This window comes from Rhodococcus sp. PvR099 (genome assembly GCF_017833315.1).
Classification (GTDB): Bacteria; Actinomycetota; Actinomycetes; order Mycobacteriales; family Mycobacteriaceae; genus Rhodococcus_G; species Rhodococcus_G oryzae.
Genome location: NZ_JAFIBV010000001.1, coordinates 1,118,767 through 1,135,012, shown reverse-complemented (window position 1 = coordinate 1,135,012; position 16,246 = coordinate 1,118,767). Strand labels below are relative to the sequence as shown.

The window sequence follows — 16,246 nt, the reverse complement described above, 5'->3', positions numbered from 1 at the left end:
CGCTCCGCTCCCAAGGACGAGGCCATCGCTCATGCGGGACCGGAGATCGTCGCGCCTGCCGGGAGGGTGTGGACCGTGTCGTGGATCGCGACCCGGACCGGTGCTGCGGCACTCTGATTCGTGGAGACCGTCACGGCGGTGTGGTCGCACCGTATGTGCATCCAGTGGTCGCGGTAATGGATGTCGAATGCGAGGGCACGCAACTCGGTCGGCAGCTGGGGGTGTAGCCACAGCACGCCCTCCCGTACGTCGATGCCGGAATAGCAGCGCTGCAGGATGTCGATGCTGCCCGCCATCGCGCCAAGGTGTATCCCCTTTCGCGTGCTCGCGACCGGCCGCTCACCGAGATCGCAGGCGAGCGCCTCGCCCAGCATCTGCCATGACTGTCGGCGGTTCCTCCGCGACAGCACCCAGGAGTGCACGATTCTGCTCAGCGTCGATCCGTGCGTCGTGCGTTGGAGGTAGTAGTCGACTGTCGCGGGAATCACCGCGGGATCGAAGGCGTAGCCGAGTGTTTCGATCAGCGATGTGAGCTCCTCGGCACTGAACAGATAGAGCAGCATGAGGACGTCGGCCTGTTTGGACACCTGGTATCGACTCGTCGAATCTCCCTCCGCTTCGAGGATCAGGTCGAGCCTTCCGATATCCCGGTACCGCCTGCGGTAGTCGTCCAGCGGCAGCTCCGTGAGCCGGCCATATCCCTCGAACTGACTCAGCACGCCAGTGTCGAGGAACTCGAGACGCAGCCGCCGCGCCATGTGGTCCCAGAGCCGGAGCTCGTCGCCATCGACACCCAGCTTGTCCCAAGTGCGACGGTCGGCGTCCGGACCCAGGATCCGATGGGCGTCGAGAGCGCGGGCGAGCGACCACGCCAGCATCACATTGATGTAGGCGCTGTTGTCGATGCCGCTACCCGGACTGTCCGGATATCCGTCGTGGAACTCGTCCGGGCCCATCACCCCGCGTACGTCGTAGCGGTCGGCCTCGGCATCGTATGTCGCGAGGCTCGCCCAGAATCGCGCGTTCTCCACGAGGAGCTCCGCGCCGAAGGCGGTGAGGAAGCCGAGATCGCCCGTGGTCTCCCAGTAGTGCCACACGTTGTAGACGATCGCGAGGTTGATGTGGAACTGCCGTCGCGAGTTGTCGGGCACCCATCGGCCGGAGATCGGGTTCAGCAGTGCCAACGGCGTCTCCTCGCGGCCGTCGCTGCCACTCTGCCAGGGGAAAAGTGCACCCGCATATCCGAGTGCCCTGGCGTGTTGCCGAGCGACCGGTAGTCGCCGGAAGCGGTAGAGCAGCAGTGCGCGCGTGAGTTCGGGAAGTCGCAGTGTGAGGAATGGAAAAACGAACAGTTCGTCCCAGAAGATGTGGCCACGGTAGGCCTCGCCGTGCAACCCTCTCGCCGGAACGCCCACATCCAGGTCTGCCGTGTGTGGCGACAGGGTCTGCAGAACGTGAAACACGTCGACATTTGCCGCCTGCTTGGTCCCGTGATCCGCGTCCGGCGTCATCTCACATCGTGCCCAGAGGTTGCTCCAGGCGGCAGCGCTGGCGGTGAGCAGTTCGTCGAAGGAACCGGCCGAGGCAACCGCCTGCACCGCGGCCGCGAGCGGTTCCGAGATCGCCCTGTCCTTCGACGTGTAGACGGCTACTGCCTTGTACACGGTGACTTTCGCCGCGCGACCCGCGGCGAAGGACTGCTCGAGATGGATCCCGTGGTGCGAGGCATCGATTCGTTGGTTCTCCGTGCCGGAGTTCTCGTCGTTCATCGACGACGTGGTTCTGCACGCTACTACCACCCGCACACGCGACTGTGAGGTGTGAGCGCTGAGCCACATGATGTTCGGGGGTTCGACGCCCGACTCGACCGACTCCAGGTGGCGGCCGTTGAGGGGGCGGTACTCCGCGACATTGGTGTTCTCGATATCGCCGTCGAGGCCCGACCGCACCGTGAGTCTTCCGGACCAGTTCTCGGCCACGATGGTCGTTTCCAATGCCGCGAGGTGGGGCGTCGCCATGGATACGAGGCGCCGCTGCCGTATCCGGGTTCGTCTGCCGTCCGGATCCCGATACACCGTCTCGCGCATGAGCAGTCCCCGCCGCAGATCGAGACCGATGTGGTGATGGTCCATTGCGGTGTGCTCCGGCGTCAGCCAGGGGCCGTCGTCGATTCGGAAGGCCACCGGTAGCCAGTTGGGAACGTTGACGATGCTCTCGTCCTCGCGTTCGATGCGCCCGATCCTCGACGTCACGCGGTTGTAGCATCCGGCAACGTATGTGCCCGGGTAGTGCACCGCATCGGCCCTCGCCTCGGGCAATGCTCCCCTGGTCGCGAGAAATCCGTTGCCCAGTGCGAAAAGTGACTCTCGTGCACCCTGAACGGCCGGTTCGAAACCGACGTGCTCGAGAAACCACGCCGGCGAGGTGGTGTGCGCGCACAGTTCGCACGACGAGTCGGGGGACGAGCCCGCACGCACCGTTCCTCCTATGCTCCAGTCGAGTTCGTCGAGTCCTTCCACGACAATCTGCGCACCACTGCCCGCCAAGGCCGAGGCCCTTTCCGGTGGAGCGATTCCGATGACCAATCCGAAGCCACCTTTGTGGGCGGCGGTGACACCGGACTCGGCGTCCTCGATCACGACCGTTCGGTTGGGGTCCGTCTCCAACCTCCTCGCGGCTTCCAGGAACAGTGCGGGATCGGGCTTCCCGGGCAACTGCAGACGTGCGGCATCGATTCCGTCGACCCGGACGTCCACCTCGTCGAGCAGGCCTGCCCGGGACAGAACCTGCGCGGCGTTTCGACTGGCGCTGACAACGGCGACGCCGACACCCACGCTGTGGAGGCTGTGCAGGAGTTCGACTGCCGGTGCGAAGGTGCGCACGCCCTCGGTCCGGAGCAGGTCGTGGAACAACTGGTCCTTGCGCTCGGCCAGGGACCGTACGCACAGCGGGTTGGCCGCGTCGGGATCCGGTTCGTCGGGGAGGGAGATCGACCGGGCGGCGAGGAATGAACGGACACCGTCGGAGCGGCCCTTTCCGTCGACGTACGCCCGATAGTCCGCGGCCTCGAACGGCGGTTGTGCTGGGTGATTCCGTGCGAGGAACTCGTCGAAGGCCGATTTCCACGCCCGTTGGTGGAGGGTTGCGGTGTCGGTGAGGACCCCGTCGAGGTCGAACAACACCGCCCGATAGGTGTGCCCGGCGATGAGCACGCCCGAATCGGGTTCGGTTCGCCACTCAGATGTCATACCTCCACCTGGGGGTCGGCAGGCTACTCGGGCGCGCGGACGATCATGAGCGGGCAGTCGACCAGGTGCAGCAGGGCCCTGCTGGTCGATCCCAGCAGCATCCCCTTGAACCCGCCCCGCCCGCGACTGCCGACCACCAACAGTTGCGCGTCGTTTGAGATGGCAGCCAGTTCCCGGACGGGTTTGTCCTGCACGACGACTCGGCGAATGCCCACCTCGGGAAACTGTTCCTTCCAGCCTGCCATCCGTTCGGCGAGCGCCACGTGTTCCTGGGCTTCGACGGCGGACCAGTTGACCGGGAGGCAAGTCTCCCGGTCGCCGAAGGTGGTCGACGACAGGTCTACGTCGGTCCAGGCGTGGACTGCGGTGACGTCGGCCTGCCGCAAAGACGCCTCCTCCATCGCGGCCGCGATCGCGGGCTCGCTCGTTGGTGTTCCGTCGACACCAACGATCACCGGTCCATCCAGCACCGGCTTTCCTGGCTCCGGAAGACCTTTGACGACGACAACTGGACACGGGGCGTGGGCCGCAACCGCCGAACTGACTGATCCCACGATTCCGCCGGTGAGTTCCCCGAGCCCACGCGAGCCGACGACGAGCATCCGTGCGTCCTGCGCAAGGTCGAGCAGCAGGGGTGCCGGGCGGCCGCCGAGCAGTGCGGTCTGTACCGTCACCTCACCGAGGCGCTCGCTCTCGGAGTGCGCGATGTCCGTGGCATCGCGAAGAAGTCGTCCCCCCGCGACCTCCTGCTCCCCGATGTAGATTTCCGCCGAGGACGCCGATCTGAAGACGTCGAACGGCTTCGCATAGATGGCAACGAGCCACAGTGGGCTGTGCCGTAGCGCCGCGTCCACTGCGGCCCACCGCACCGCGTTGTAAGACCCGGCCGAACCATCGACCCCGACCAGGATGGGTGTTGCCGTGGTCATCGAGCGACCTCCTCCATTGTGCGCGCCGGTCTACCTCGGATCTCAGGCCCGCACGATCAACAGGGGACACGAGACCGAGTGCAGTAGCGCCCGACTGGTCGAGCCCAGGAGCATGCTTGCGAAGCCGCCGCGTCCCCGGCTGCCCACGACGACGAGCTGAGCGCGCCGGGAGTATTCGAGCAACGACTTGACCGGCTCCTGCCTGACGACGATCGAGTGCACATGCACGTCTGGATAGTCATCGGCATATCCGGCAAGGCTTTCCGACAGGGCCGCGGCCTCACGGGACTGGATCGGCTCCCAGTCCAGTCCATCGTCAGAGAACCGTGGCGGCAGGGTGAGGTCCGACCAGGCGTGGACAGCAATGAGGTCGGCCTTGCGCAGAGACGCCTCGAGGTAGGCCTCTGCGATTGCGGGTTCGCTGTTGCGGGTGCCGTCCACACCGACGACGACCGGTCGGCGCGTGACCCCTTCCGGCTCCGCCAGCGCCTTGACCACCGCTACCGGACACCGGGCGTGCCCGACGACGGCGGAGCTGACCGAGCCGAGGAGTCCACCGGTGAACTCGCCGAGACCTCGAGATCCTACGACCAGCATGCTCGCGGTCTCGGACTGCGAGAGGAGCGTGGCGGTGGCGGGCCCGGTAAACAGTTCGGTGTCGATGCTCAGGCCCTCCCCGGCGGCGAGCCTGGCGTGCGCGGCCGCGGCGCTCAGTCTCTCCTTCGCCGCCGTTTCCTGTTCGTTGTAGAACTCGGGCGGCATTCCGATCGGCACCGCGTAGGAGCCCGGGACGTACATCGTCGTGACGATCTTCAGTGGTGCACCACGTGCGACGGCGCACTCGGCCGCCCACCACGCCGCGTCGGTGGCTGACTGCGAGCCGTCGACTCCGACCACGACAGGTGAATGGGCTTTCATGTCCCCTCCTCGGGTTCGCATGCGACGCACTGCGTGGCGCTCTCCCTCATCGTTCTCGCCTGGCGCGGCGCTCGACAAGGGTCTTTGGTCATTGCCGGTCACGGCGCGCTCGTTGTCCGTGACCGGCGCCGGGATTGATGACCATCGGCCCTACGGACACCACGGGACCCTGACGAGACTCGTACTCAGAAGGCATCGCCGACACATCTCGCCCACCTCGACCGGCACGGAGGCAACAGTGAACACGACCGTTCCTGACGCGAACGTGATCCAGATTGCCGTCGACCTGGCCTGTCGCGCGCCATCTCTGCACAACAGCCAGCCTTGGCGCTGGCACTATTCGAGCGGTCGATTGGACCTCTTCGGCGACCGCTCGCGCCTGCTCGGTGAAGCCGACCCCTCGGGCCGTCAGCTCGCGATCAGTTGTGGCGCCGCCCTACATCACCTCGAGATCGCGATGACCTCGCTACGGTGGCGAAGTGAGGTGACGATACTCCCCCGGCGGGAGCCGCCCGGGCCCCTCGCGTCGCTTCTGTTTCACCGTGACGCGCACCCGCAATCCCACGATTTCGACCTGCTCACGGCCATCCGGCGCCGGCGCAGCGACCGACGGCCCTTCGCTCCTCCCCCGCCTGCATTCCTCGGCCAGTTGGATCGCTACCAGGATCTCGCGGCGCAGTACGGCGTAGACCTCGACGCGCTCGGACCACAGGAAAGGAGCGCCCTGGCAGCGGCGACCCAGGCAAGTGCCGCGGCCAGGCGGTACGAAGCCGGATACCAAGCCGAACTCCACTGGTGGGCGGGGCACGATCGGCCGGACGAGGGAATTCCGTCGGGCGCCCTGGCCACCGCCTCCGAGAGCGCCGATGTCGCGGCCGGACGCCCCTTCCCGACGCCGATGAGGAGCGAATCGACGCAGTCACGAGGGTCCGATGAGTCGAGCGTGCTTCTGCTCAGCACACACTCCGACACGAAAGCCGAATGGCTTGCCAGCGGAAGGGCATTCTCCGCCATTGTTCTCGATGCCACCGTGCGTCAGCTGGCGACCTGCCCCCTGACCCACCTCACCGAGGTGAGGCAGAGCCGCGAACTCATCCGGGGCCTGGTGTCGGGAGTGGGTACGCCTCAGATCCTGATCCGCGTCGGCACGGGGGGCGCACCCGCTTCCGTCCCAGAAACCCCACGTCGCCCCCTGATCGAAGTTCTCAGCATCGATTGATCGACGTATCCGATGCAATCAGGTCGATGCACCGTACTCGGGGGGCCTGATCTCGATGTGTACTGCCGACCCTTCCCGCCGTCGAGTTGTCGGCAACCCGGACTCCGCGATCACACGGAGCATCGTCTGGTTCACCGCGAGTACCTCGGCGATGAATGTTCGGACGCCGTTTCGCTCCGCGAGGCACGTCAGCCGTGCCAGCAGTTCGGATCCCACACCGTGCTGCTGATGGCCGTGTTCGACCGCCATGGCGAGTTCGGCTGTCGAGGGATCATCCAGGATCACATAGTTCGCCGCGCCGATCAGCACGCCGGACTCGAACGCACCGAGACCGCAGTGGGCCGGATCGTGCCGCGTTGCCTGCTCGGCCACCGAGTTCAGTCGTCCGGGCCGAGTGGTGAAGAACCGTAGATACGAGTCGTGGTCGTCCAGCGATTCGTACAGTGCCTGGACCTCGGACGCATCGTGCGGCCCCAACTCCCTGATCGTGACCGAGGACGCACACCGCGCAGGCGATGGACTGGGGCGCGGGTCCGGCATGGTGACTCCCTCACGGTTCGAAGATCAGACTAGTTCGCTGTCCGTTCGGGGAAAGAGACCTTTGTCGTCGGATTCGGTGACCTTTCGACCGGTCCGCGCACCATCCGTTGTCGTACGGTGGAGGAACGTCGCCGCTGGCGGGAGGTACCGCATGATCACCGTGTTTCTGGTGGACGACCATGAGGTCGTGCGCAAGGGGTTGTGCGACCTCTTGGAGGTGGACCCCGACCTGAAGGTGGTGGGTGAGGCCGCCACCTACGCGCAGGCACACAGCTTGATTCCCACGGTCCGCCCCGACGTCGCTGTGCTCGACGTGCGCCTGCCCGATGGCAATGGAATCGAGCTGTGCCGGGAGCTCATGTGCTTGATGCCCGAGTTGCGCTGCCTGATCCTCACCTCGTACACGGATGAGGAGGCGATGCTGGACGCGGTGCTGGCGGGCGCGCATGGGTATGTCATCAAGGACATCAGGGGAATGGAACTGGCGAAGGCCGTTCACGACGTCGGAACGGGCCGGTCGCTGCTCGACACGCGCGCAGCCGAGGCGTTGATGTCGAGGCTGCGGTCGATGCACGAGGACCCCAATCCCCTGCCGAGCCTGACCGATCAGGAACAGGTGTTGTTGTCCTTGATCGGCGAGGGTTTGACCAATCGGCAGATCGCCGCGCGCATGTTCCTCGCCGAGAAGACCGTGAAGAACTACGTCTCCCGATTGCTGACCAAACTGGGCATCGAACGGCGTACCCAAGCCGCCGTACTGGCCGCGAAGATGACGCCTCGGCACGGGTGATCGGGCTGAGTACGCCTATTCGCCCCGGTCAAGTGGAAGAATCGGCCAGGTGACGCCTGGCGAACCCGGCACCGGCGACGGACAGGGCCCTCCGAGGCTGTCCGCCCTCTCCCAACTGCGGCTGCGAGAACTTCTGACCGAAGTTCAGGACCGCATCGAGCAGATCGTCGATGCGCGGGATCACATCGATGCACTGATGAATGCCATGCTCGCTGTCGCGTCGGGGCTGGACCTCGAGGAAACCCTCCGTTCCATCGTGCATGCGGCGATCGGCCTCGTGGATGCCGGCTACGGCGCCCTCGGTGTCCGCGGATCGGACGATGACCTCGTCGCCTTCATCTACGAAGGCATCGACGAGGCGACCCACACACTCATCGGTGACCTACCCCGCGGGCGCGGAGTGCTGGGGTTGCTGGTCCAGGAGCCCAAACCCATTCGGCTCGACGACCTCACGGCTCACCCCAGCTCCGTTGGCTTCCCGGAGCACCACCCGCCCATGAGGACCTTCCTTGGCGTGCCGATTCAGATCAGGGGGGAAGTATTCGGCAATCTGTACCTCACCGAAAAGTCGGGCGGGCAGGTCTTCACCGCGGACGACGAGGTCATCGTCGAAGCACTCGCCGCGGCAGCGGGAATCGCGATCGACAATGCGCGTCTGTACCAGGAATCGCGAATCAAACAGTCCTGGCTCGAGGCCACCAGGGAGATCGCAACCCAGCTGCTCGCCGGCGGCGCGCCCGTAGACGTTCTCCAGACGGTTGCGGATCGAGCACGAACGCTCACCGCCTCCGACAGCGTCCTCCTGGCGGTTCCCGACGATCCGGACCTGCCCGCCGACGAGGTCGATAGGCTCGTGGTCAGTGTCTCCAACGGCGCGCTCTCCGATGCAGTCGTCGGTACGAAGATCCCACTCAAGGGATCGAGTTCTGGTGAGGCATTCAGGACTCGTCAGCCGTTCCTGGTCGACAGACTCGCCTTCGACCCGGGGTTCGAGGACTCCGAGCAGGTCGGACCGGCAATGGTGCTTCCCCTGCGCGCGCAGGATTCGGTCGCCGGGGTGCTCGTCGTCCTGCGCGCCGAGGGGCGGGAGCAGTTTGATCCCGAGCAACTCTCGTTGATGGCCGCGTACGCAGACCAGGCGGCGGTCGCACTCCAGCTGGCGAACACGCAGCGGCGGATGCGCGAGCTCGATGTCGTTGCCGACCGGGATCGAATCGCCCGCGACTTGCACGACCATGTCATACAACGCCTCTTCGCGGTCGGACTGTCCCTGCAGAGCACTCACCAACGGGCCAAGTCGACGGAGGTACAGCGGCGACTGTCGAACTCCATCGACGACCTCCAGGAGATCGTGCAGGACATCCGGACGGCCATCTTCGATCTGCATTCTGGAGACGAGGGGGCGGGCAGGCTCCGACGACGACTGCACGAGGTGATCGCCGAGACGACCGCAGATGCCGGACTGCGCATCACGATTCATATGTCCGGGCCTTTGTCGGTGGTCGACCCGAACCTTGCCGATCATGCGGAGGCCGTCCTACGGGAAGCCCTGAGCAATGTGGTCAGGCACGCCTCCGCGACCGCGGTCACCATCTCGGTGAGCGTCCTCGACGATCTCACCATCGAGGTGACGGACGACGGGATCGGTATCTCGGCCGACGCTCGCCGCAGCGGCCTCAACAATCTGGCGTCTCGGGCGATCGACAGCAACGGATCGATCACCGTCGAGAGGGGGGGGTCCGGAGGGACGACTCTGCTGTGGTCGGCGCCGCTCCCGAATCTCTGACCAACGCCCCTGGGGACAACAGCGGAACGTCTTTCCCCGGGAACAGTGTGTCGACCACTGCGCGAGCGACGATCGGTGCGGCACGCGCGACGTCGGGTGACAAACCCGGGCCGTGTGCCATGTCAGCGACCTCCACGCCGATGATCACCAACCTGTCCGGCATACGACCGATCGCATGTCCCAGTGCGATCGCTGCGCCCAGATCGAATCCGTGGGTGCCAGTGGCGGCGGTGGTGTCAAGATCAGCCGGATCCAGGACGTGGACCCGACCGGGCTGCGGAAACTCCATCCTCACCGCGTCGAGCACCACGGCGACAGCGGCGCCGCTCCACGACTCGATCAACTCAACCGGATCGCCCTGTGAGATCAGGACCTGAGCGGGGAGCCCGCCACTGCGGAGCGCACGTGCCACTGCCGGGCCAACACCGTCGTCGCGGCGGAACTCGTCGCCCAGAGCGATGAGTACCGCCGTCATCGTCGGGCGATCGTGAGATCGAGGAAATGTGTTGCGCAGGAGATGCACGGGTCGTGGTTGCGGATAATCCGCTCGCACAGGGATGTCAGTTCAGCATCGTCGAGATCGAGGTGCCGCTCGATGACGCCGGCGAGCTCGTGTTCGATCGCGGATTGATTCTGCGAGGTGGGCGGGACGATCACCGCACGTTGAATCACGCCGCTGTCGTCGAGATCGTACCGGTGGTACAGCAGGCCGCGTGGGGCCTCACTGACCCCGTGGCCTGCCGCTGCCCGCGGACGCATGTCACGGGCCGGCTGTGTCGGCCGCTCGTAGGAATCGATCAGCCGGAGTGCCTCGTCGACGGCATAGACGACCTCGACGGCTCGGACGACGATGCTGCGGAATGGATTTCGGCACTGATCACCCAGTCCCGCCGCGGCGGCGGCCTGGCGTGCGGTTACCGACAAATGCGCGTTGTTGAGTGAATACCGTGCGAGTGGTCCGGCCAGAAAGCGCTGTCCGTCCAGCCGCGCGTGCAGCGCAGTGGAGTGGGGTACCTGATGTTCGATGACGTGGTCGGGGAAATCGGTGGCAGGGAACTCGGTGCCGGTCGAGGTGTGCACGGTGCCGGACTCGATGGCGTAGCGGTCGGGCTGATTCAAGGCGATCATCTCGTACGGGAGTTCGTGGTCGGGGAAACCGAATCGGCCGACCCACGCGACCGTGTCCAATGCGTCGTCGAGTGCGTATCGCAGTTGTTCTCGCAGGGGTGTGAGCTCATCGCGGGTGGGCGTTCGGTAGAAGCCGCCGACCCGCACGTTGACCGGGTGGATCGGACGACCGCCGAGCAGCTCGAGGATCGCGTTACCGGCCTTCTTCAGGGCCAATCCCCGCTCCAGATGTGCGCGCTCGGTGCGTGCGAGCGCGATCGAGTCGGCGACGCCGAGGAAGTCCGGGGCATGCAGGAAGAAGATGTGCAGCACGTGGCTGGCGATCCACTCCCCGCAGTAGAGCAGTCGGCGCAGCCGGACAACTGCGTCGTCGGGTGGGGCGTTGCAAGCGTCTTCGATGGCGTTGCACGCACTGACTTGATATGCGACCGGACAGATTCCGCATACCCGTGAGGTGATGTCCGGCGGCTCTCGAAAGTCGCGGCCGCGCAGGAAGGACTCGAAGAATCGGGGTGGTTCGTAGATGCTCAGCTCGGCGCGTTCGACGCGGCCGTCTCGGACCGAGATGCGTAGCCTGCCCTCGCCTTCGACGCGAGCCAGGGCACGTACGATCAGGCGTCTGTCCTCGTCACCCATGAACCGTCCCCTGCTCGTCGGTGTCGCGGTGGGTGAAGGATATGAACTCGGGTGCGGCGACGTTGAACGTGGCCAGCACCCTGTGGATGGCCGCGTCGTCCATGCCGCAGATGCGCAGCCAGGTGGCCATCGAGGCGAGATTCGGCCCTTTCATCGGTCCGAAGCACCCGTAGCAGCCGCGGTTGTGCGCCGGGCACAGCGCGCCACAGCCGGCGTGGGTGACGGGGCCAAGGCACGGTGTCCCGTCCGCCACCATGACGCAGGTCAGGCCGCGCCGTTTACATTCGTTGCAGACGCTGGTGTTGGGAGTGTCGGGTCGTCGACCTGCGAGAAATGCGGTGAGCACCTCGAGTAGCTGGCGCCGGTCTATGGGGCAGCCGCGTAGCTCGTGGTCGACCTGCACATGAGCAGCGATCGGAGTGGACGTCGCGAGGGTGTCGATGTACTCGGGTGAGGCGTAGACACTTTCCGTGAACTCCTTGATGTCGGCGAAATTGCGCAGCGCCTGGATCCCACCGGCCGTCGCGCACGCCCCGATCGTCACCAGAAACCTCGACTGTTCCCGGATTCGATGGATGCGTTCGATGTCCTCAGCGGTAGTGATCGAACCCTCGACGAGTGAGAGGTCATAGGGTCCGTCCACGGTCGCGCTCGAGAACTCGAGGAAGTAACCGATGGTCATCTTTTCGGACAGTGCGAGGAGTTCGTCCTCGCAATCGAGCAGTGAGAGCTGACATCCGTCACACGAGGCGAACTTCCATACCGCCAGAATCGGTTTCGTCATCACAGCTCCCGAACATGGAGTAATGGCCCTGCGGTCGCGTAGTCGACGACGGGGCCGTCGCGGCAGAGGAGGAGTTCCCCGAGTTGGCAGTGACCGCACAACGCGATGCCGCACTGCATGTTCCGCTCGAGCGATACGCGGACATCCTCAGCGGCGACCCCGTTGCCGATCAGTACCCGTGCTGCGAATCGCATCATCGGTTCCGGCCCACACAAAAGGGCGGTTGTCCGTCCCGGGTCGAGAGAGAGCCGTCCGACCGGTTCGGTCACGAACCCGACCGAACCGTCCCAGTCGCCGGTCGGCTGGTCGACGGTGATCTCCAGATCGATGGCCCCCGAAGCGCCCCACGCGTCCAGTTCTCTGCGAAAGAGGAACTCATCGGGACTACGCGCACCGACCACCAGGACCACCCGGCGATATGCCTCACGTCCAGCAAGGATTGCCAGCAGAGCGGATCGCACCGCCGCCAACCCGACGCCCCCGGCCACGATCACCACGTCGCGGCCCGCGCACGAACCGAGATCCCATCCGGTGCCGAATGGCCCGCGAACGCCGAGCGCCGACCCCACGGGTGCGTCGTGAATTGCGCGACTGACGGCGCCGACGGCACGGACGGTGTGCTGCAGTTCGGGGGCCGCCGGGTCTCCGCTGATGGAGATCGCGACCTCACCGACTCCCGGGACGGCCAGCATCATGAACTGCCCCGGATCGAAGGTGGGCAGTGCCGCTCTGACCGGAACGAGAGTGAGAGTCACGGAGTCGTGGGTCTCGGTCGTTCTGTCGCCCACCCGATACCGGGTGGGCACCATCGGATCCGACGCGGGGGCCATGTCGTCACCGCGCCGCTGGGTTCGTTTGTCGCGGTATAGAATCCGGCTCGCCGTACAGGTCCAGCAGTCGCGCCCGGGTGGCCTGCAGGCGATCGACGAGGGCGCCGGACAACGCGCGTACAACGGCGTAGCCGAACGCCGGATCGGCGGAACTCGACTCGTGGAGAATCGCGGCATCGATCTCACGTGCCCGCGCCTCCGACAGCGCGGTAGCGGTGAAATGCCACCGGTGCGGTGCGGTCAGCCATGACCAGCCCAGCACGTCGCCGGCGCCGAGCGTTTGTATCGGAACGTCACCGCGTCCGGGGACGTAAGTGTGGAGCATGACCCTGCCGTCCTGCACCAGCCAGAGGCGACGAGCGAGGTCACCCTCACGGAACACGTGCTCGCCTGCGGCGAACTGGACAAGCCGTGACAACCCCAGCAGGGTCTGCAGGTGTTCCGGATCCAGCCCGGCAAGTCGCGGGTTCGGTTCAGATGCGGGATGATTCATCCCGATCCTTCGGTAGGGTCCGGGCCGATTGTCGGGAGGGCGCCGGTGAGACGTGCGGCCTCTTCGGTGATGTCGATGCCGACCGGACACCAGTCGATGCACCGTCCGCATCCCACACACCCGGACGAGCCGAACTGGTCGTACCAGGTGCCGAGTTTATGGGAGATCCACTGCCGGTAGCGGCTTTGTCCGGACTCCCGGACGTCGCCGCCGTGCAGGTGCGAGTACTCCGGTTCGAAGCACGAGGCCCAGCGCTGCCAGCGTTCGGCATGCGTTCCGGACAGGTCCGTGACGTCCTCGACAGTGGTGCAGAAGCACGTGGGGCACACCATCGTGCAATTGCCACATGTCAGGCATCGGGAAGCCACGTCGTCCCACACCTCGGCATCACGGGCGGTGCGCAACAGCTCCCGCAGGTCGACGTCCGGCATGTGCCGGCCCATGTGCTCTGCTGCTGCGCAGACGGCCTGCGCGGCGCGCTCGACTTCCTCAGATGCGGCGGTACCGTGCGGTACCCGGGCCAGCACGTCGGCTCCACGACTGGTCCCAACATCGACCAGATAGCGTGGCCCGCCGTCGCCGAGGCGTTCGGTCAACCGCAGGTCATACTCGCCGTGGGCGCCGGGCCCGGTACCCATGGATGCGCAGAAGCACACCCCGCCCGGCTCGGTGCAGTCGACAGCAACAATGAACAACCGCGAGAACAATGCGGCGGTGCGGCCGTCGGCGGGGGTTCCCTCGCACAGCACTTTCCGGAGGACGCGGATCGCGGCGAGGTCGCAGCCCCGAACGCCGAGGAACGCGTATGCCACCTCCTCGTCCGGAGGGGTTTCGAAATCACCGTCGCCATCGGTCGACCACAGTTGGCGACGCGGAGGATGCAGGTACTGCTTCCAGGACTGCGGTCCTGACGAATGCCCGAAGACGGCTGCGTCATCCCGCCGGTGCACGCGGTACAGCCCGGGCGCGGTAGTCACTCCCCACCCGTCCGGTAGACGATCGCCGGACTCGAGTTCGCGCAGGACGATGGCGTTGTCGTCAAGGGTCGGCCCTATTACCCGGTAGCCGTCGTGGCGCAGCACCGCGATCAGGCGGTCGAGACCGCGGCGCTCGAGTACTGCTTCGCCCTCCGCGGGGTCGGACCCTGGTGTCTCGGGATGTGCGATGTCTTCCACAGGCCCCTCCTCGCGCTCTGAGCGGGGACGCGTGGTACATCACTCGATCTCCGCCGTTGGTCGGGCTCGCCGGTGTGTTTTCCCAGTATCGATGGTCGGTGGACGACGGTCAATCGCCTGGTTGGCCCGAGCCGGGCGAGTCCCGCGACAGGTCCCGAGCGATCTCCCCTGCCCAGCCGTCGATCTCAGCCCAGTCCCGAAAGTCGCCTGCGGGGAGCAGTCGGCGCCCGGCGGGGAGCCGCCGGATGGTCCGTTCGACGACGGTCAGTCGTCCAGGGTCCAGGACACCTTTGAAGGCGCGATGGTCGCGTGCGTGCGCCGTCTTGCGAAGGTCCTCCACCTCGGCGAACTCGGCCTCATCGACCTTCTCGTGGCCATCCGGTTCAGTGGTCTCGGTGCCGAGCGGGCCGCTGCTGAACAGCCACACGGGGCGGGTGGCGAGTTCCTCGGAGTGGTTCCGCACGAAGCTGGTCAGCGGCTTGAGCCAGTGTCCGTAATACAGGGCGGAACCGAGGACGAACGCCTCGTAGCCGGTGAGATCACCGACGGCGTCGACCGGGTGGGTTTCGGCGGCCCGGCCGGAGGCCGACAGAGTCGACGCGACACGTTCGGCGATCTCGGCCGTTGCGCCGTGCTTGCTGGCATAGACGACCAGAACTGTCATGACGATTCCCCGTCGTAGTGTGCGAATGCGTTGACCACGTCACCATCACACCTCGTTGGGTCCAGCCCGCGATAGTGACCAAGGTCCACTATGTCGTGGGCTGGTCATGGGAAGTCGACGACCTTCTTCGCTCACGACCGGACGATCATGAGCGGGCAGTCCGCGGTGTGCAGCAGCACTGTGCTGGTCGAGCCGATCAGCATGCCCGCGAAGCCGCCCCGGCCGTGGCTGCCGACCACCAGCAGTTCCGCGCCTGCCGCCCGGTCCCGCAGTTCCGCGGCCGATCTCCCGCGCACGACGGTCCGCGTCACCGAGGTCGCCGGGTAGCGCTCTGACCAAACCGGCGAGGCTCTCGGCGAGAGCCGCCTGTTCGGCCGCCTCGACCTCGTCCCACGGCAGGTCGAGCTGGTCGTCGAACGCCCTGGACAAGGTGAACGGCGACCAGGTGTGGACCGCGTCCAGGCCGGTCGCGCGCAGTGAGGCCTCCTCGAACGCCGTCTCGAGAGCCGGCAGGCTGTTCTCGGTTCCGTCCACCCCGACGACGACATCGCCGGTCCCGGAGGTCTGCCCTGAATGGCCACGGATGATGACAACGGGGCTGTGGGCGTGTGCGGCGAGCGCGACGGCGACCGACCCCGCGAGCGCCGCGGTGATCTGGCCCAATCCGCGGCTTCCGACGACGACCATCCGGGCGGACTTCGACGCTTCGAGCAGGGCCGGTCGCGCCGGCCCATCGAGCACGCTGGTGGTGATCTCGGTCGTGGACGTCGCGGTGCGTGTGGTGCGGGCGATCGCGGCGGCCTCGTCGAGGTGGGCGTGGACCGCGCGATCCCGGTCGGCGAAATAGCTCGGTGGTGGACGGATCCCATCCCCGTATGGGCTGGAGTCGCCGAGAGCGGAGACGATGTGCAGCGCGCACCCGTGGAGTTGGGCTTCCCTGGCGGCCCAGCTGACGGCCGCGTATGCGCCAGTGGATCCGTCGATTCCGACGACGACCGGGGCGTTCAGTTCGACAGCGTCCACAGTAGGACCTCCACAACCGCGAGTTCCCCCATCATCGCCCCGACAGACGAAGCCGAGTAGGGCCGGAGGTCCTCGCCCCTTGT

At 66.2% G+C, this 16,246-nt stretch carries 15 protein-coding genes and 1 pseudogene; 3 read left to right on the top strand and 13 right to left on the bottom strand.

The annotated features are described in order from the left end of the window. Positions 1-29: 29 nt before the first annotated feature. Genes JOE46_RS05055 through JOE46_RS05045 form a run of 3 tightly spaced genes read right to left on the bottom strand, consistent with a single transcriptional unit; the run spans position 30 to position 5,095 of the window. Positions 30-3,248 (bottom strand): beta-phosphoglucomutase family hydrolase, encoded by a 3,219-nt coding sequence (locus tag JOE46_RS05055; protein WP_097209674.1) that lies wholly within the window; start codon positions 3,246-3,248, stop codon positions 30-32. Positions 3,249-3,271: 23 nt separating this feature from the next. Continuing rightward, positions 3,272-4,177 carry a universal stress protein gene (locus JOE46_RS05050; protein ID WP_097209675.1) on the bottom strand — a complete coding sequence of 302 codons (906 nt, stop codon included), beginning with the start codon at positions 4,175-4,177 and terminating at the stop codon, positions 3,272-3,274. A 42-nt stretch (positions 4,178-4,219) separates the two neighbouring features. Then, positions 4,220-5,095, bottom strand: a complete 876-nt coding sequence (locus JOE46_RS05045) for a universal stress protein (protein WP_097209676.1) — start codon at positions 5,093-5,095, stop codon at positions 4,220-4,222. Between the two features lie 238 nt (positions 5,096-5,333). Between JOE46_RS05045 and JOE46_RS05040 the strand changes: the two genes are divergently transcribed. Continuing rightward, the gene (locus JOE46_RS05040; protein WP_097209677.1) at positions 5,334-6,314 is read left to right on the top strand and encodes a hypothetical protein; all 981 of its coding nucleotides are present in this window, start codon (positions 5,334-5,336) and stop codon (positions 6,312-6,314) included. An 18-nt stretch (positions 6,315-6,332) separates the two neighbouring features. Here the strand turns inward: JOE46_RS05040 and JOE46_RS05035 are convergent, their stop codons facing one another. Continuing rightward, the gene (locus tag JOE46_RS05035) at positions 6,333-6,854 is read right to left on the bottom strand and encodes a GNAT family N-acetyltransferase (RefSeq protein ID WP_097209678.1); all 522 of its coding nucleotides are present in this window, start codon (positions 6,852-6,854) and stop codon (positions 6,333-6,335) included. Positions 6,855-7,005: 151 nt separating this feature from the next. Between JOE46_RS05035 and JOE46_RS05030 the strand changes: the two genes are divergently transcribed. Together JOE46_RS05030 and JOE46_RS05025 are read left to right on the top strand one after the other, a co-directional pair. Continuing rightward, the gene (locus tag JOE46_RS05030; RefSeq protein WP_097209679.1) at positions 7,006-7,644 is read left to right on the top strand and encodes a response regulator transcription factor; all 639 of its coding nucleotides are present in this window, start codon (positions 7,006-7,008) and stop codon (positions 7,642-7,644) included. 49 nt (positions 7,645-7,693) lie between these two features. Continuing rightward, positions 7,694-9,430 carry a GAF domain-containing sensor histidine kinase gene (locus JOE46_RS05025; RefSeq protein ID WP_257016935.1) on the top strand — a complete coding sequence of 579 codons (1,737 nt, stop codon included), beginning with the start codon at positions 7,694-7,696 and terminating at the stop codon, positions 9,428-9,430. Here JOE46_RS05025 and JOE46_RS27070 read toward each other — a convergent pair. The 9 genes and pseudogenes from JOE46_RS27070 to JOE46_RS04985 form a co-directional block, all read right to left on the bottom strand. Next, entirely contained in the window at positions 9,363-9,905 is a 543-nt protein-coding gene (locus JOE46_RS27070) for a hydrogenase maturation protease (RefSeq protein WP_097209681.1), read from the bottom strand. The genes JOE46_RS05025 and JOE46_RS27070 overlap by 68 nt on opposite strands. Beyond that, on the bottom strand, positions 9,902-11,194 hold the full coding sequence (locus JOE46_RS05015) for a Ni/Fe hydrogenase subunit alpha (protein ID WP_097209682.1): 1,293 nt from the start codon (positions 11,192-11,194) through the stop codon (positions 9,902-9,904). The genes JOE46_RS27070 and JOE46_RS05015 overlap by 4 nt, the downstream gene beginning before the upstream one ends. Beyond that, positions 11,187-11,978: an oxidoreductase gene (locus tag JOE46_RS05010; protein WP_097209683.1), complete on the bottom strand. Its 792-nt coding sequence runs from the start codon at positions 11,976-11,978 to the stop codon at positions 11,187-11,189. Before JOE46_RS05010 ends, JOE46_RS05015 begins: the two co-directional genes overlap by 8 nt. Continuing rightward, entirely contained in the window at positions 11,978-12,808 is an 831-nt protein-coding gene (locus tag JOE46_RS05005; RefSeq protein WP_097209684.1) for an FAD/NAD(P)-binding protein, read from the bottom strand. The genes JOE46_RS05010 and JOE46_RS05005 overlap by 1 nt, the downstream gene beginning before the upstream one ends. A gap of 4 nt (positions 12,809-12,812) precedes the next feature. Beyond that, positions 12,813-13,301: a Crp/Fnr family transcriptional regulator gene (locus JOE46_RS05000; protein WP_097209685.1), complete on the bottom strand. Its 489-nt coding sequence runs from the start codon at positions 13,299-13,301 to the stop codon at positions 12,813-12,815. Beyond that, the gene (locus tag JOE46_RS04995; RefSeq protein WP_373560211.1) at positions 13,298-14,476 is read right to left on the bottom strand and encodes a 4Fe-4S dicluster domain-containing protein; all 1,179 of its coding nucleotides are present in this window, start codon (positions 14,474-14,476) and stop codon (positions 13,298-13,300) included. The genes JOE46_RS05000 and JOE46_RS04995 overlap by 4 nt, the downstream gene beginning before the upstream one ends. Before the next feature lie 109 nt (positions 14,477-14,585). Then, on the bottom strand, positions 14,586-15,140 hold the full coding sequence (locus JOE46_RS04990; RefSeq protein ID WP_097209686.1) for a flavodoxin domain-containing protein: 555 nt from the start codon (positions 15,138-15,140) through the stop codon (positions 14,586-14,588). A 131-nt stretch (positions 15,141-15,271) separates the two neighbouring features. Further along, positions 15,272-15,436: a universal stress protein gene (locus JOE46_RS27065; protein ID WP_374102915.1), complete on the bottom strand. Its 165-nt coding sequence runs from the start codon at positions 15,434-15,436 to the stop codon at positions 15,272-15,274. Positions 15,437-15,500: 64 nt separating this feature from the next. Further along, positions 15,501-16,163 (bottom strand): annotated as a pseudogene (locus tag JOE46_RS04985) (universal stress protein); the annotation flags it as partial. Between the last annotated feature and the right edge of the window lie 83 nt (positions 16,164-16,246).

What these genes read in the sequence shown, in the direction of transcription:
- JOE46_RS05015 (WP_097209682.1), bottom strand. Translation starts at nt 11,194, where the DNA reads ATGGGTGACGAGGACAGACGCCTGATCGTACGTGCCCTGGCTCGCGTC.
- JOE46_RS05000 (WP_097209685.1), bottom strand. Translation starts at nt 13,301, where the DNA reads ATGAATCATCCCGCATCTGAACCGAACCCGCGACTTGCCGGGCTGGAT.
- JOE46_RS27070 (WP_097209681.1), bottom strand. Translation starts at nt 9,905, where the DNA reads ATGACGGCGGTACTCATCGCTCTGGGCGACGAGTTCCGCCGCGACGAC.
- JOE46_RS05030 (WP_097209679.1), top strand. Translation starts at nt 7,006, where the DNA reads ATGATCACCGTGTTTCTGGTGGACGACCATGAGGTCGTGCGCAAGGGG.
- JOE46_RS05005 (WP_097209684.1), bottom strand. Translation starts at nt 12,808, where the DNA reads ATGGCCCCCGCGTCGGATCCGATGGTGCCCACCCGGTATCGGGTGGGC.
- JOE46_RS05050 (WP_097209675.1), bottom strand. Translation starts at nt 4,177, where the DNA reads ATGACCACGGCAACACCCATCCTGGTCGGGGTCGATGGTTCGGCCGGG.
- JOE46_RS04990 (WP_097209686.1), bottom strand. Translation starts at nt 15,140, where the DNA reads ATGACAGTTCTGGTCGTCTATGCCAGCAAGCACGGCGCAACGGCCGAG.
- JOE46_RS05045 (WP_097209676.1), bottom strand. Translation starts at nt 5,095, where the DNA reads ATGAAAGCCCATTCACCTGTCGTGGTCGGAGTCGACGGCTCGCAGTCA.
- JOE46_RS05035 (WP_097209678.1), bottom strand. Translation starts at nt 6,854, where the DNA reads ATGCCGGACCCGCGCCCCAGTCCATCGCCTGCGCGGTGTGCGTCCTCG.
- JOE46_RS05010 (WP_097209683.1), bottom strand. Translation starts at nt 11,978, where the DNA reads ATGACGAAACCGATTCTGGCGGTATGGAAGTTCGCCTCGTGTGACGGA.
- JOE46_RS05055 (WP_097209674.1), bottom strand. Translation starts at nt 3,248, where the DNA reads ATGACATCTGAGTGGCGAACCGAACCCGATTCGGGCGTGCTCATCGCC.